This is a genomic window from Ignavibacteriales bacterium, from assembly GCA_020635255.1.
Lineage (GTDB): Bacteria > Bacteroidota > Ignavibacteria > Tepidaquicellales > Tepidaquicellaceae > JAEYVS01.
This window is the reverse complement of record JACKAC010000003.1, coordinates 94,639-109,497: the sequence shown is the minus strand read 5'-3', so window position 1 is coordinate 109,497 and position 14,859 is coordinate 94,639. Positions and strand designations below refer to the sequence as shown.

Genomic DNA, 14,859 nt, shown 5'->3' with positions numbered 1-14,859 from the left:
TAAATGGCTGAAAGAAAAAACATCGACCTGCTTATATATGAGTTGGAAGACATAAGAAAAGTCCTTCTCAAAGGCGTGGATCATTTAACGAAGGAGCAGTTGTTTACTCCGCCGGTTCCGGGCGAGTTTCCCATAGGAGCATACCTCATGCACTTTGCCGAAGTTGACCTTGGTTGGTTGAAGGCTCTTTCTGAAGATACGGTCGAAATAAGCGACGACATAAAGAAGCGTTCCTATTATAATTCATGGTATGATGCGTGGGGTGAAGATAAGGGTGAACCTCCTACAGAAGCGCTCGAAGTACAAGCGTATTTCGACACAATGGCTGAAACCAGGAAAATGCTGCTAGATTATATTAACACAATGACTGATGATGACCTCGAGAAAGAGGTTACCCGTACACATGACGGCAAGGATTATAAGTTCATCAAGAAGTGGATCATATACCATCTCATCGAGCACGAAGCACATCACCGCGGACAGATGTTCATGCTGTTAAGAATGGCAGGCTGGAGCAAAAAGAAAGATAACTGATGGCGAAACAAATGAAGCGATGTTTATGGCCCGGCAGTGATGCCCTCATGGTAGAGTACCATGATAATGAATGGGGAAATCCTGTTCACAACGACAGGAAGCATTATGAATTTTTATTGCTCGACGGATTTCAGGCTGGACTCAGCTGGTCCACAATTCTAAGGAAGCGTAAGAATTTTAAGAAGGCATTTGACAATTTCGATTATAAGAAGATAGCTAAGTATGATAAGCGAAAAATTAACTCTCTCCTAAAGGACGAAGGCATCATCCGCAACAAGCTCAAAGTTCACTCCGCCGTAACAAACGCACAGAAGTTAATGGAAGTGCAAAAGGAGTTTGGATCATTCGATAAGTATATATGGCAGTTCACCGGCGGGAAGACCATCCACCATAAGCACAAAACTATGAAGGATTATCAAGCTACATCCCCGGAATCGGACGCGATGAGCAAGGATCTAAAAAAACGCGGGTTTAAATTCGTCGGCTCGACGATATGCTATGCCTATATGCAGGCGGCGGGCATGGTCAACGATCACTTCGTGGACTGTTTTAGATATAAAGAGGTAAAGAAGTTTAAATAGTTAATAATTCAAATATAAATAAAATGAGCTATGACGACGACCAAATAATAGATGTTATCGATGAATTGAACAGAACAATTTTTTTGCCCGACATTCAAAGAGAGTTTATATGGAAGCCTGAACAGGTAGAAAAACTGTTTGATTCTTTAATGTTGGGGTACCCTATTGGGTCATTTTTATTTTGGAAAATTCGGGAAGAGCATATTAAAGACTGGACAGTATACGAGTTTTTTAAGAAGTTTGATGCAGAATCTCCTCATAATTCTGAAGCAAACTTAAATGAAATTAGAAAAGATATTAATCTTGTGCTCGATGGACAGCAAAGACTGACATCTTTATTTATAGGTTTGAAAGGGACCTATAGATATTTTTACTATCAATGGAAAGAAACAAAATTATACTTAAATCTTTTTAAAAAACCAGAAAAATCTGAGGATCCTGATATATTAACTTATCAATTTAAGTTTGTAGAGCCTTCGGAAGCAAAATCAACTTCGGATGAATATTGGTATCAAGTTTCCAACATTCTAAAATATGACAAACCTACTACAGCTATTAATGAAGTACTAATGGATATTTCAGATTATAGTCAAGAAAAAAAAGATAATGCTCACAATTTGATTAATGATCTTTACAATATTGTTTTCAGCCAAAGGTTAGTTAACTATTATGAAGTGAAAGATCAAGATTATGATAAAGTTGTAGAAATCTTCGTTAGGACTAACACTGGAGGGAAAAAGCTTGAATATTCTGACATCCTTTTGTCAAAAGCTACTGCAAAATGGGAGAATTTAAATGCTAGAGAGGAATTAAATAATTTTACTGATGCTATAAATAAGATTGGAAATGGATATTCATTCGACAAAGATTTTGTATTAAAAGGTTGTTTATATTTAACAGAGGATTTACCAATAAAATATAAAGTTGCAAACTTCACAAAAGATAATCTAGTGAAGATAGAAAAAAACTGGGAGAATATTAAAAATTATATTGAGGAAAGTATAAGGCTGGTATACAGATTTGGATTCAATGATAAAAATTTAACCTCATCTGGAGTATTACTTCCAATTTCGCTTTACTTGAAAAAAGAGGGATTTAAAAACTATTCCAATTCCAGTAATAAAAATCACTTCAAAGATCAGAAAAATATTGCAACTTGGTTAATATTAGTTCTCTTAAAGAATATATTTGGGAGTTCCTCTGATACGGTACTTTCAAATACAAAATCAGTAATTGAAGAGTCAGATTTAGGTAGTTTTCCATATACTGAACTAAATAGTAGACTTAAAGTTGAGCCTACTTTAAGTGATTTAGAAATAAACGAATTACTAGAGACTACTTACAAAACTAAATATAGCTTTTCAATACTTTCCTTGCTATATAGGGATAGGGAGTGGAAAGATGTTAAATATCATGAAGATCATATTTATCCGAAGTCTGAATTTACAAAAGCGAAATTAAGTAGACGTGGGTATACTGAAGCGAAAATAAAAGAATACCAAGCTCACTGTAATACTATTTTAAACTTGCAATTGTTAACGGATTCTGAAAATCTTGAAAAGAATGACAAGGATTTTAATGATTGGATTAAGACAAGAAATACTTATTTTAAAAACATTCATTCAATACCTGAATTAAGCGATTATTCTTTTGATAATTTTTTAGAGTTTATCAGTTTACGTAGAAAAATTATTTACGACAAGCTGTCATCGATTGAATTTGATTAATTTTTTCGGGTTAGTATAACTAGGAATCAATACTTTCTGTAATCTTATCCAATTTTTTCTCGGCTTTTGAAATACTTTTTGCCTTCTTCGCAAACCCCTCCCACGGATCTCCTGATAAACCCGACAATCGTTTAAAGATGTTGTTGATATTATACGACTGTGAATTTGTGTTCTTTTTATTCAGATCTCCCCAGCTAAGCGGAGTCGCGACAGGTGCTCCTTTTATCGCGCGTAATGAATACGGAGCAACTCCAGTCTGTGCATAAGCGTTCCTCAGATAATCCAGGAAAAGCCTTCCTTTCCTTTTATCCTTACGAATGTCTACTGTGTAGTCATCGGGATATTTTATTGACAGGTAAGTCGAGACCTTTTTCGCAAACCGTCTTACAGTATCGAAATCCTCCTTAGCTTTTAGAGGAGAAACTATATGCAGTCCTGACGAGCCTGTTGTCATCGGGAAGACGCTCATGTCCATTTCATTTTCCATCAGATCCTTTATTACAAAAGCCGCCTTTTTTACTATGGCAAAGTTATTTCCGGGCGGATCGAGATCGAATATAAGTTTGTCCGGGTAGTTAATTGCCTTCACTTTTGAGAGCCATATGTGAAATGTGAGACATCCCTGGTTGGCGAGGTAGATAAGTGTGGCTTTGTCGTTGCATATGAGCTGGTCGACATGTCCCCCCTCTTTCTTTATCTCCTTTGACTTTATCCAGTCCGGGAAGTAATCCGAGCGGTCCTTCTGATAAAAACCCTGCTTACCAATGCCGTTTGGAAATCTCTGCATTGTAAGGAGACGGTCTTTCATTAGAGGAAGCATCCGGTCGCTAACTCTATCATAATAGTCAATTACGTTCTGTTTAGTGATATTATCACCGGGATATAATATCTTGCTGCCGTTTGAAATTTCGATATTATATTTTCCTGCTTTCAACTCTGCTTATTTTACCAGCGTCATTTTCTTCGTTTCAACAAAATCGCCCGCGGTGATCTTATAATAGTAAACCCCGGATGAATATTTTTCTCCGTCCCACTCGATCGAATAATTTCCTGCTTCCAGCTTTTTATTTATTAGTGTGGTGACCTCATTTCCGAGCACGTCATACACTTTTATTGTAACATTCTCCTGCCTAGGGATAGAATAGTTTATCACTGTCTTCGGATTGAACGGGTTTGGGTAGTTCTGTCCCAGCTTATATCCTGCTATTTCTGAGTTGTTTTGGATACCTATCGAGCCCAACCCATTCATAAATTTTAGTATCTCGGTTGCAGTATTTTGCAATGGACCGGAATTTTTCCAGTTAGATATCATTACAACACCCGTTTTCACATTCGTTGTAGGATGTGTTGCAAAAATCATATAACTGCAAAATCCCGCTGTGCTGCCGTCTTTAAATGTACTTCTTATTTGATTGCTGGGATTATTGGGAAAGAGTTTGCCGAATTGCCACGCAAGCCCTACGCTGTCAATTGACTCAGGATGCAAACAGGAATCGTTAGTGAGCCTCCGTTCCAGCATTAATGTATCCAGCAAGCCCTGGAGTCCGTGATTGTTGATCTGCATTGCGAACTGCAAGTATGTCATCATATCGTTGAGAGTTGAGGTTATACCGCCCGCGCTGTAATAAGCCGGCCAGTTCGGCATGAGGGCCGGAGCCGGCTGTAGATTTGGCTTGTAACCCTGAGCTAACCTGCTTAGCTGTGAAGGGGTGAAGTCAATTATCCTTGAATCGTACATGCCAAGCGTATCACAAACCATATTTGGGATCAAAAGTTCTATGCTATCCTGTAGTATTGTTTGTATTGCAACACCAAGCAACGCAAAACCCAGATCGGAATAAACATAACACTCTCCGGGTTTTTTAAACAGGTGACAGGTATCGAGGTAATTAAACATCTCCTGGTATGTAGTCATACCTCCGCTTCCGATAGGAGGCTCATCGTCGAGACCCGAATAATGTGTAGCAAGATCTATAAATCTTATTACGGTTGTATCATTTCCTTCTACCCAGACCGGCACATGCACACTGTCGGGCACATATTTTTTTACGGTATCATATAGATTTATCGTTCCGTTATTAACCAGCATCGACAATAATGTTGCGTTAAATGTTTTTGTTATCGAGCCTATCTGGAATAATGTGCTGTCATTTACAAGAGGAGAACTATTTGTGTCTGTGGTCATGTGCCCGTATGGGAATTTCCACATTTCTGGCGTCTGCCCCGGAACCATCTTTACCACACCGACTATTACGGCACAATTAGAGTTACCACGAAATGAACTTACAACACTGTCGACAAAAGCCGACGGATCCTTGCCCCTTTGAGCAAATAGAGTGGAGTTAATTGCTAAAAGAATTATTACGAATAATAATTTTCTCATAATAGTAGTGTAAATTTCCTGAAATATATGCTTTTAATAATCCGTTTGAAATGAGAATTACAGAGTGGGTTTTATATCACTATTTTATCTCTATTTAGTTAAATTTCTTTATGGAAGAAGTAATCATCCAAACAAAGATAATCCCCGAAAAGGATACCTCAAGACTCCTCCCTCGTCCTCAGCTGGTGGATCTATTAAAGAAAAATGCAGGCAAACAGCTGATCGTCATTTCCGCCGGGGCGGGCTATGGAAAAACTACACTTGTTAAACAGTTTATAGATTCGGCAGGAATTAGCTATTGCTGGTACAAAATAGATGAGACGGATAGTTCGCTTTTTACTTTTCTGACTTATTTAATTGGGTCAATTTCTAATTCAGTCGAGGGATTTGGGGAAAGTTCATCTGTCATTCTGGATTCGATAAAAAACAGGAATGGGGCATCACCTGCTTCGGTGATAAATACAGTTTGCGGTACGGTAGTGAACGAGCTTTCTAAATCGGTCAATGAGGATTTTTACATCATATTCGATGATCTTCATTTATTGCCGGATGAGAACTGGGTACAGGAAGTGATGCAGTATCTTTTGAATTACCTTCCGAAAAATATACATACTATAATAACGACGAGGAAGAAAGAGCCGTTTGATACGGGAAAGCTCAAAGCAAAGCGGAAGTATTTTGAAATAACTGATGAATTGAAATTCTCCCCCGAAGAGGTTAGCCGGTTGGCACAGATAGAATATGATGTTGACATTAAAGAAGAGGATACCCCCTTTGTGGGCAAGTTTGGAGGGTGGATCACCGGACTTCATATGTTTCTCCAGACAAATAGGGAAAAAGCTTTCGAACTTCTTAAGCAGGACGTTCTCCCCGAAAACCTTTATGATTATTTTGCTGAGGACATTTTTAATTCCGAAAGAGGCGACTTGCAAGATTTTCTTTTGATGTCATCCGTGCTCGATAACTTCACCGCTAAAGAATGTGATGAAATATTTAACAGAAAGGATAGTGCTAAAATACTTGGCGAGCTTTCACAAAGAAATGTTTTTATACAAAGAGCCGATTCTGCGAAAGATGGTAAGGTCGAGCAGATATATAATTACCAGCCTCTCTTTAAAAATTTCCTTATGAATAAATCTATTCAAAATATTGACCCGGTTAATAGAAAAGGAAACTTCAGAAAGATAGCTGATCATTATTCCAAAGAAAGAGAGCCGGTAAAAGCAATTAAATATCTTTTGCTGGCAGAGGAATATGAGGAGGCTCTTAAGCAAATAATGGATTACATTGATGAATCGGGAAAGAAGGCAAATATACATCTCGCGGAAAAATGGGTAAAATCTTTTCCGGAGGAGATAATGGTTACAAATCCTGATATGCTCTTTTACAGAGGTTGGCTCAAAAAGAATTTAGACGGCGATTATAAAAGTGCTCTTGAGTTTTTTAATAAGGCTCTCGGCTTGAACAATAACGTTACCGATAATTTATTCAGAATTAAAAAGTACATTGTTGAGGTTTTAGTAGGAACAGGTAAGATCGAAGACGCGGAAAAAATTATTGCTTCTGTATTAAAGGAAGATCTTCTCCCTGATGAAAAGGCTACATTCCTTTACTGGTATGGAGTAGTTTTGAGCAATCTTTCGAAATTTAACGACGCAATAATAAAGTTCGAACAAGCTCTCGAGATAGTGAATGTAGAAGATATTACGGGGATAAAGTACTCGATTCTAAATGAGTTGGGAAATATTCATCTAATCAAGGGAGATTACACAAAGGCGGCTTTTTATTACGAAAGTGTGATTTCTAACTCAATAAATGTTTATAACAAATTCCAGACGATAAATAATATTGTACAGGTTTATGCATATGAGGGCAGTTTCTTAAAAGCCGATGAATTTCTTAAGGAAGCGGAGGAGTTTGTAAGTACTTATCCGTCGCAATTTTTCAAGGTGAATTATCTTTTATCTTCGGCATATCTTAAGTTCATGTTATGTGATTACGAAAGGTCTGTTTCTGTATGGGAAGAATTGCTTGCTATCTCGATCAAGAGCAAGATACCCTATTATACTTATGTCGGAAATCTGAATCTTGGGATTTGTTTCTTTTACTTGAAGGATTTTACTAAATCGGAAGGATATTTTTGCCTGGCTGAGGAATTGAGCCGCGATATGGATGAAGGCGAAAAAATTTATCTGCAATACTGGAGGGCCGTACTTGCCAAAGAGGCAAATCTTAGCGAATCCAATGGAAAAGATTTAGAAAAGGCTGTCGAATATTATACTAAGATGAACATGATGTATGAAAGAGTTCACTCGCTTTATCATCTTGCTGATTTTTATTTAAAGAGTGGTAATGAAAAAATGGCTCGGGAGTTTCTTGATAAAGCGCTTACCGAAGGTATTGAGAGGAAATACATTACCATCTTTCAAAAAGAATTTCTATTTAAAAGAGCCCTGTTCGATCTTGCCTCGGAAAAGAAGTTACACCGCGACTTTCTGGGACATCTTATATCAAGTCTTTTTGAGCTTGCAGAGATAAGAGAGGAAGATATTCTTACCGGAGTTTACGATATAAGACTTCAGACATTTGGTGAAATAAAATTAGAAATAAGAGGAACCGGCATACCCGATGACAAATGGGTGAGGAAGATCAGGAAGCTGATATTTATTTACATTCTCCTGAGCAAAAAAACTATTACAAAAGATTCTTTGATCGATCTGTTTTATCCGGATTCCGATCCTGAGAACGCGACAAGTATTTTCCACCAGACTCTGAGTAACATCAGAAGTATCATAAAGTGGGCAATAAAAGGTGACAAGAAAGATAAAAGTCTTGTTCCTGAGTTTGTTATTTACGAGGGGCAGAGAATAACACTTAACACTGATTTCATATATTATATAGACGCTTTTGAATTTGAAAGATTATACAATAAGGCAACAGGTCAAAGTGTAAAGGGGAAGGAAAAGATCGCACTATTTGAAAAGGCTATTTCTCTATACAAGGGTGAATTCCTTGAGGGATATTATCAGCCGTGGTGTGAGGAATTGAGGGAGAGATACACAAGCTATTATATTTCAATACTCGAAGAAATGCTTGAAATTTACAGAAATTTGGGTAAAATGGATAAAATTGTTGAATATTCTGAACTACTCTTGAAAGCCGACAACCTTAACGAGGGTGTTTATCTCGACCTCATTAAAGCGCATCTCGAATCCAAGCAACATGATAAAGCAAAGTCTGTTTACGATTCCATGATCAACACATTTAAAAAAGAACTGGGTGAAGAACCCTCGGCAGAAATAAAAAAAAAGATCGAAAAATTAATTGATATTCATTCTACTTGATTAAGACCATCTTTCTTACTTCTCTCCATTCCCCGGCGGTGATTGTATAGAAATAGATACCGCTCGATAAGCCCGATCCGTCAAACCTTAATTCATATATCCCGGCTGTAAGATCCTTACTTAGTAGTGTTGAAACAAATTTCCCGGAAGCATCATAGACTTTCAATTCTACAAGATCACTTCGCGGTATCGAAAAAATTATCGTAGTGAACGGGTTAAATGGGTTTGGATAGTTCTGTTCGAGCTGATAGCCATTAGGAAGTCCGCCTGAGATCTGATGTATTGAAGTTGTGATCGAATCGAGTACAAACAGTTTCTCATTCTTGTTTGATGCTCCGCTTCCGTCGAATCCTCCTAATGCGTAAACTTCATATTCATATCCCGACGACGTTGTATCGATAATAAATCCATCCACCTGGGCATGTGTAATTGGTGTCGGCTTATCTGACAGTGTGTCAAACCCCGGGCCGTCTTCATAAATGTATGTATCACTTGTCGCGAGATTATCTTTTGGGAAAGTATTCTCTCCGCCGGTAAAGAACACCCTGCCGTCTTTCGCACCCCAGTTCCCGAAATTATATATTTTTCCGCCGGGATATAAGGGTCCCGTGTTCCAGTTTATATTAGCAGGGTTTAATGGGTTTATGATCCCGAGAAAGGTTCGCGCCAGAGCACTGTCGTTATTCTTACCGCCTGTGAATATAACCAGGCTGTCCAATACAAATGACAACCCACCTCCGAATGATTGGATGGGAAGATTATTTGCCGGAAACCAGTTGTTTGCTTTTCCGTTATATAGAAAGACATTATTCACAGGTCCCGCATTGTTTTTTCCGCCGGCTACATAAGCAAGAGAATCATTTCGCTCGGCCGTGCTGTATGTTATCTCGCCCATTGAAGAAGGGAAGTTGGCTTTATTGACCCACGGACCATTGCTTGTCAGATCCAGCTTATACAGAGTGTTCAAAAAAGTATTTCCGGTATTTGTAGAGCCGCCGACTATGTACATCGAGTCGCCTAAAACAAATCCGCCTGCCCTCTCGATCTGCATCGGCATTGGAGGCAAAGGGCTATATTGTCCGCTGGCGGTATTATAAAGTAAAACATTGCTTGAAGTGATACCGTTTATTCTTCCCCCCGCGGTGATAATAAAATTTGTATCCTGGTGTTGCCACGCGACAGTGACATGATATTCCTGGGTGAAGGGAAGATTACCCAGCACAGTCCATTGTGAAAACGGGTTTACACTCAGCGAACTAAAATCCGTGAATGAAAAAAGTGATATTAGAACTAATGTGAGGGATATTTGTAATGACAGACGAAAGTGTGATACTCTCTTCATATTTTCGTCTTTATTTCAAAGATATGTTTAAAAATCCGATTATACAATAAATATCATCCTTCCGATATACTTTCCGATAATAATTAGAAATATATTAGAATAAATAAAATAACTCGATATGAGAGCATTACAATTTGTAAACTGCTGGAAAAATACTTTCTATTTTCCATAGAGTCTTGCCGGTGGGCAGGAAATGACAGACAAGAAAGCGGATGTCTTGAGGGAGGCATCCGTTTTCGCTAATATTTGGAAAAACAATACCGGGGATTTTAACGAATTAATTCTTGGTATTACTTTTTTAAAAATAAAATGATACCTTTTAACTTCAGGCAATATGTGGGGAGTGAATCTAAAATTTCATGGAGGGTACATGAATAAACTTACACTCACTCTTTTTTTAATTCTTATCACCGTATCATTTTCCTATTCACAGACCGGGTACACTATAATAGATAACACACCGTATGGTATCCGTGATTTCTATTCTATTAGAATAGCAGGGTCACCCTTTAAGGAGATCTATGTACAGCAGGGAATGATTAGTGGTTCCCAGGGGCAGGAAGGTGGAAACTATTATAAGATCAACGGACAGCGGACAGGCTGGAGCTCCGCCTCATTCCTTAACTCCATTCAATGCGGCAGCGGAAATTACTATCCAGTGGATTTTGTCGTCCAATCTCGTACTAACCCAAATGTGATGATATTCAACGGGATGTTCGTATGCGGACCCGACAGCGCCGATTATAATAAGCTCACACTCAATGGCGGCACAACTGTTGTCGATCTTCCATTCGGCGGCGGCAATATGGGACAGCAGTGCCGGGGATTCGATATAGATCCTTCAAATGAGAACATAATGTATATGGCGCACACCGTTTACAATAATGTGTATTATTCCGAACCCCGCATATTCAAAAGCACGGACGGAGGCACAACATGGAATGTAATGGATACTCTTTCCGGTATGAAATCGATTCACGGTAAGTGGAACACCACAGGCACTTTCCCCGGCTTTCTCAAAGTCTGTCCGTGGAATACAAATATAATAATGGCAGTTACTGACGATCATTTGGCTTACAGTACGGATGCCGGTAATAGTTTCGTAGTTAGAAATGATGTTCCCTCTATTAAGGTCATTGTATATGACGAAGGTGACAATTGGATACATGGAGTGGGATTCGATAACAAGATATACTGTAACCAGGGAGACCCTAACGGTAACTGGCTCCCTCTCTCTGCAGGATTTGATGTAAAGAACATAGAGGTCAATCCGTTCGATCATAATATATGGTATGGCGGATCTGTGGAGGGCGTTTATCGTTCTAATAATTACGGCTTGCAATGGTTCCTATACAATAACTCCTTCTCGACTTCCGATAAGATAATTGGTATCGCATCGGATAATTTCTCCGGTGACACACTTGTTGTTGCGACCGATCAAAAGGTTTACAGGACTTGGGCATCGGTGATACTCGGTATCACTCATAATAATACTAACCCGCAGAGTTTTGAACTGAAACAGAATTACCCGAATCCTTTTAATCCCGTTACCAGGATAAGTTACTCTCTACCCGTTAAGAGTAATATTTCCATTAAGCTGTACAGCGTCACCGGCGCAGAGCTGATGACGCTGGTAACGGGTATTGCCGAAGCAGGTGATTACTCGTTCGATCTTAATGCAAGCTCATTATCCAGCGGAGTTTACTATTATAGATTACAAACTGAAGGATTTTCCGATACCAAAAAGATGGTGGTTGTGAAATAATAAAGCAGTATTTTAAATTCCACTCACAAATCCCCTTTATAAAAGGGGATTTTTTATTTTATGCCTTATGACTAATTTCTATTAATTAAAGAATTACAATTGAAACTCACTCGACTCGGCAGACCTATTGATCAGGAATATTTTCCAAACGTATTGATAGTGGTAGTAACCATTATTACTATCGCATCCGGTTCGGTATATTACGTTATAGCGGGGGAGCAGGTGACTTTTGTCGTTCTTTATGGATTTGCAATGGGTATCGCCGTCTTTTTGGGATGGGCAATATCCAGGGAGATAGATCCCGATAATGACTTCTCCGCATTTGTGCAGATGCCTTTCACTATATGGGGGATGCTCTACTATGGAGTCCCGAATATCTTCGTAATGCTTTTTCTTCTTCACATGCTCAGGATAATAACACGGTCATCCGGTTATCATGCTACCTGGTTCGAGAGTATCGTGTGGTTTTTATTCGGCGCCACGCTTGTTTTGATCGAAGACTATGTGGCGGGAATTGCTATGGCAGGTGCATTTATTCTGGATGGTACTCTGCGCAATCCTCTGAGAAGGCATTTATACTTTGGAGTTGCCTCGGTAATATGGGTTGCTGTCATGGTCTTTATGAAAGGACACTTTCTAATTATGCAAAGTATCAGCACATGGGAAATTATCTCAGCAGGAATAATCACCATTGCGTTTATTCCCGTGATAATCGGCTCCGGTGCTCCGGTCTCTATGGTTGATACTGAAGAGGAAAGATGTGACGGATCACGTATTCGCGCGTCGCAATTACTGTTGTTATTAACAGCTATCGCTTATATGGTTTTGGTTGGAAAGGAAGGACTGCAGTATAATTATCCTCTGTGGACTATACTGCTTGGCGTTTCAGGATATTGGTATTACAAGAAATTTTTTAAGAAGACTCCTATAGATGGACGAGCTTAATAAAAATAATGAAAGTGAGGTAATTGAGGAGATCGTGTTTGCACCTGCCTCAATGTGGAAGAGACTGGGGGCATTCATTATTGATTTACTGATTGCCGGTATTGCTTCTTTTATTATTTCAATCGCGATTGCTATAGTTTTCTTCATTTTAAATGGACCTTATAGCGAAATGTCAGATAAAACAATTGACATATTAATATTCTTAATGGCTATTCCTGGAGAATTTTTATATTTTTCCTTGATGGAATCTTCGCGGTTTCAGGCTACTTTTGGAAAAATGGTTTTTAATATTAAAGTAACGGATTACAACATTGAAAGGATAAAGTATTGGAGATCGGCAGTAAGGACATTATCGAAATATATTTCTGCAGGATTATTCTATTTAGGATATCTGGTAGGATTTCTTACAGAGTACACACAGATGCTGCATGATTTTCTTGCGAAAACGTACGTGGTTGATGCGACGCCAGTTAGACGAGTTGAGGAAATAAATGAAGTTCAGGAAGATTCAGCTCAGTAACCACTCGATTGCTTCCTCATAATCCGATACCACGTTTATCTTAAAGCCACGGTTCTTTGCGCACATTTCTATAAATTCCATCTTGTTGAAATTCTCGTCCGGGTCATCTATCACAACGATCTTATTTCTCAAAACACTTTTATGCTTCTCCATTTCCATCACTATATTATAAAGCTCGATAGTACCCATGTGCGGGGAGGTCGTTCCCCTTATGTCTATCATTAAATGATGATTCTTATGCTTGCGGGCTTTCTCGACGATAGTGTGAAGCAGTTTCTTACTTTTTGTAAGGTCCAGCTCTCCCCGCGCGGAAGTCTTTAAAAAGTCCCTCCCGTTAATGATCTCAACCGAAAGAAGCATATTTGTATTTTAAAATGAAAATTAACTCAGGAAGAGGAACCGGGTGAAGTAACTAACGTGGATTTGATCTTTCTTCCTGTTGCCTTTCGATAACCCCATTCAAAAATGAAACAGATTATAATTAGCCCTATAAAAGCGAAAAGGATTGCAGAATTGTGAGTGAAAAGATACCAAAAGATAATTCCAATCAATGAAATATTCAAGATAATGCTTGCCAGCAATATTATTGAGTTTGCGCCCGTTTGCTTCTTTACCTTCATGTGAGCAATATTTACTGCTATATAAACAAGCAGATAAACCACTCCGCCCAGCATTGCTATTTTCTCTATTGGAAATGCAACAGCCAGTAATATCGTGACTATAGCGGTAATGAAAAGTCCCCCAAGCGCATTTTTCCATACCTGCCTGCCGAATGCAGACGGAAGCTCGCCGTCGCGTGCCATCATATAGCTTGTATTCGCCGCGCCGTACATAGTTGCATTTATAGCTGAAGCGGTCGAGAGCAATGCCGCTACCGCAATTATCTTAAATCCGACAATACCGAGTATCGGCTGCGCTCCCTCAGCCAGTGCATAGTCTTTTGCTTTTAAAACTTGGGAAAATGGAAGCGTACCCATTACCATTACAGACACCAGCAGGTATATCCCGATTGAAATTATTACGCTGAGATACAGGGCCTTCGGAAGCATCTTCTTCGGGTTTTGCATGTCGCCCGCAGTATTTGTGATGTAACCGAAACCAAGATAGGAAAAGAATACCAATGTAACCGCTACCAGTATGTTGGATGTGTCCGGCCATTGGGAAACCGAAAGAAGCTGAGGTTTGATAAAAAATAATCCGGAGATCCCGAATAGGAGCAGTATACCAACCTTTATCGAAACGATCGTCAGCTCGGAATTTCCAACTGCCTTGGCTCCCCAGAAATTGACCACCACAAAAAGCAATATTATGCCTATCGCGAAATATGTGATCCACTCGCTTCCAGGTGAGCCGGGCATGAATGAAACTGCATAACCGCCGAACCCCCTCGATACCAGCGCCAGGGAGAATATGCTCCCCAGCCATATCAAAATATTAAAACCGCCTGTTGTTATACTGTCGCCAAAACCCTGCATGAGAAATTCTGCCGGTCCGCCGTTGGAGGGGAATGTCGCGCCGAGCTTTGCGTAAGAGTATGTGTTTAACAATGCGACCAGCCCCGCTCCCGCAAAAGCTATCCAGAGAGCGTTGCCTGCCTCCGCGCCGGCAGCCCCAAATATGGAGAAGATCCCGGCACCTATCATAGCGCCTACTCCTATCGAGATAGCCGCCCAAAGGCTCATGGATTTTTTGGGCGGTATGTTAGGAGTAGCGGTTTG

General features: G+C 39.4%; 12 protein-coding genes. 7 read left to right on the top strand and 5 right to left on the bottom strand.

Annotated features, from left to right (window positions below):
- Positions 1-3 precede the first annotated feature (3 nt).
- The 3 genes from H6614_12985 to H6614_12975 are packed head-to-tail and all read left to right on the top strand — an operon-like array spanning position 4 to position 2,842.
- Positions 4-534 carry a DinB family protein gene (locus H6614_12985; GenBank protein MCB9244583.1) on the top strand — a complete coding sequence of 177 codons (531 nt, stop codon included), beginning with the start codon at positions 4-6 and terminating at the stop codon, positions 532-534.
- Positions 535-545: 11 nt separating this feature from the next.
- Positions 546-1,115, top strand: a complete 570-nt coding sequence (locus H6614_12980) for a DNA-3-methyladenine glycosylase I (protein MCB9244582.1) — start codon at positions 546-548, stop codon at positions 1,113-1,115.
- A gap of 23 nt (positions 1,116-1,138) precedes the next feature.
- The gene (locus tag H6614_12975) at positions 1,139-2,842 is read left to right on the top strand and encodes a DUF262 domain-containing protein (GenBank protein ID MCB9244581.1); all 1,704 of its coding nucleotides are present in this window, start codon (positions 1,139-1,141) and stop codon (positions 2,840-2,842) included.
- A 19-nt stretch (positions 2,843-2,861) separates the two neighbouring features.
- Here the strand turns inward: H6614_12975 and H6614_12970 are convergent, their stop codons facing one another.
- Positions 2,862-3,776, bottom strand: a complete 915-nt coding sequence (locus H6614_12970) for an ATP-dependent DNA ligase (GenBank protein MCB9244580.1) — start codon at positions 3,774-3,776, stop codon at positions 2,862-2,864.
- 6 nt (positions 3,777-3,782) lie between these two features.
- Positions 3,783-5,225, bottom strand: a complete 1,443-nt coding sequence (locus H6614_12965) for a serine hydrolase (protein MCB9244579.1) — start codon at positions 5,223-5,225, stop codon at positions 3,783-3,785.
- Positions 5,226-5,335: 110 nt separating this feature from the next.
- Here H6614_12965 and H6614_12960 point away from each other — a divergent pair, with 110 nt between their 5' ends.
- A complete protein-coding gene (locus tag H6614_12960) occupies positions 5,336-8,569 on the top strand; it encodes a hypothetical protein (protein MCB9244578.1) in 3,234 nt (1,077 codons plus the stop codon).
- Here the strand turns inward: H6614_12960 and H6614_12955 are convergent.
- Entirely contained in the window at positions 8,562-9,911 is a 1,350-nt protein-coding gene (locus H6614_12955; GenBank protein MCB9244577.1) for a T9SS type A sorting domain-containing protein, read from the bottom strand. The two genes, H6614_12960 and H6614_12955, sit on opposite strands and share 8 nt — an antisense overlap.
- Before the next feature lie 370 nt (positions 9,912-10,281).
- On the opposite strand from H6614_12955, the gene H6614_12950 reads away from it, so the two are divergent.
- The 3 genes from H6614_12950 (at position 10,282) to H6614_12940 (ending at position 13,141) form a co-directional block, all read left to right on the top strand.
- The gene (locus H6614_12950) at positions 10,282-11,676 is read left to right on the top strand and encodes a T9SS type A sorting domain-containing protein (protein MCB9244576.1); all 1,395 of its coding nucleotides are present in this window, start codon (positions 10,282-10,284) and stop codon (positions 11,674-11,676) included.
- Positions 11,677-11,775: 99 nt separating this feature from the next.
- A complete protein-coding gene (locus H6614_12945; protein ID MCB9244575.1) occupies positions 11,776-12,621 on the top strand; it encodes a hypothetical protein in 846 nt (281 codons plus the stop codon).
- Entirely contained in the window at positions 12,608-13,141 is a 534-nt protein-coding gene (locus H6614_12940) for an RDD family protein (protein ID MCB9244574.1), read from the top strand. Before H6614_12945 ends, H6614_12940 begins: the two co-directional genes overlap by 14 nt.
- Here the strand turns inward: H6614_12940 and H6614_12935 are convergent.
- Positions 13,130-13,501 carry a hypothetical protein gene (locus tag H6614_12935; GenBank protein ID MCB9244573.1) on the bottom strand — a complete coding sequence of 124 codons (372 nt, stop codon included), beginning with the start codon at positions 13,499-13,501 and terminating at the stop codon, positions 13,130-13,132. The genes H6614_12940 and H6614_12935 overlap by 12 nt on opposite strands.
- A gap of 26 nt (positions 13,502-13,527) precedes the next feature.
- Positions 13,528-14,841 (bottom strand): amino acid permease, encoded by a 1,314-nt coding sequence (locus H6614_12930; protein ID MCB9244572.1) that lies wholly within the window; start codon positions 14,839-14,841, stop codon positions 13,528-13,530.
- Between the last annotated feature and the right edge of the window lie 18 nt (positions 14,842-14,859).

Coding starts and splice junctions, on each gene's coding strand:
- H6614_12975 (MCB9244581.1), top strand. CDS start 1,139: ATGAGCTATGACGACGACCAAATAATAGATGTTATCGATGAATTGAAC.
- H6614_12960 (MCB9244578.1), top strand. CDS start 5,336: ATGGAAGAAGTAATCATCCAAACAAAGATAATCCCCGAAAAGGATACC.
- H6614_12965 (MCB9244579.1), bottom strand. CDS start 5,225: ATGAGAAAATTATTATTCGTAATAATTCTTTTAGCAATTAACTCCACT.
- H6614_12980 (MCB9244582.1), top strand. CDS start 546: ATGAAGCGATGTTTATGGCCCGGCAGTGATGCCCTCATGGTAGAGTAC.
- H6614_12950 (MCB9244576.1), top strand. CDS start 10,282: ATGAATAAACTTACACTCACTCTTTTTTTAATTCTTATCACCGTATCA.
- H6614_12940 (MCB9244574.1), top strand. CDS start 12,608: ATGGACGAGCTTAATAAAAATAATGAAAGTGAGGTAATTGAGGAGATC.
- H6614_12985 (MCB9244583.1), top strand. CDS start 4: ATGGCTGAAAGAAAAAACATCGACCTGCTTATATATGAGTTGGAAGAC.
- H6614_12935 (MCB9244573.1), bottom strand. CDS start 13,501: ATGCTTCTTTCGGTTGAGATCATTAACGGGAGGGACTTTTTAAAGACT.
- H6614_12955 (MCB9244577.1), bottom strand. CDS start 9,911: ATGAAGAGAGTATCACACTTTCGTCTGTCATTACAAATATCCCTCACA.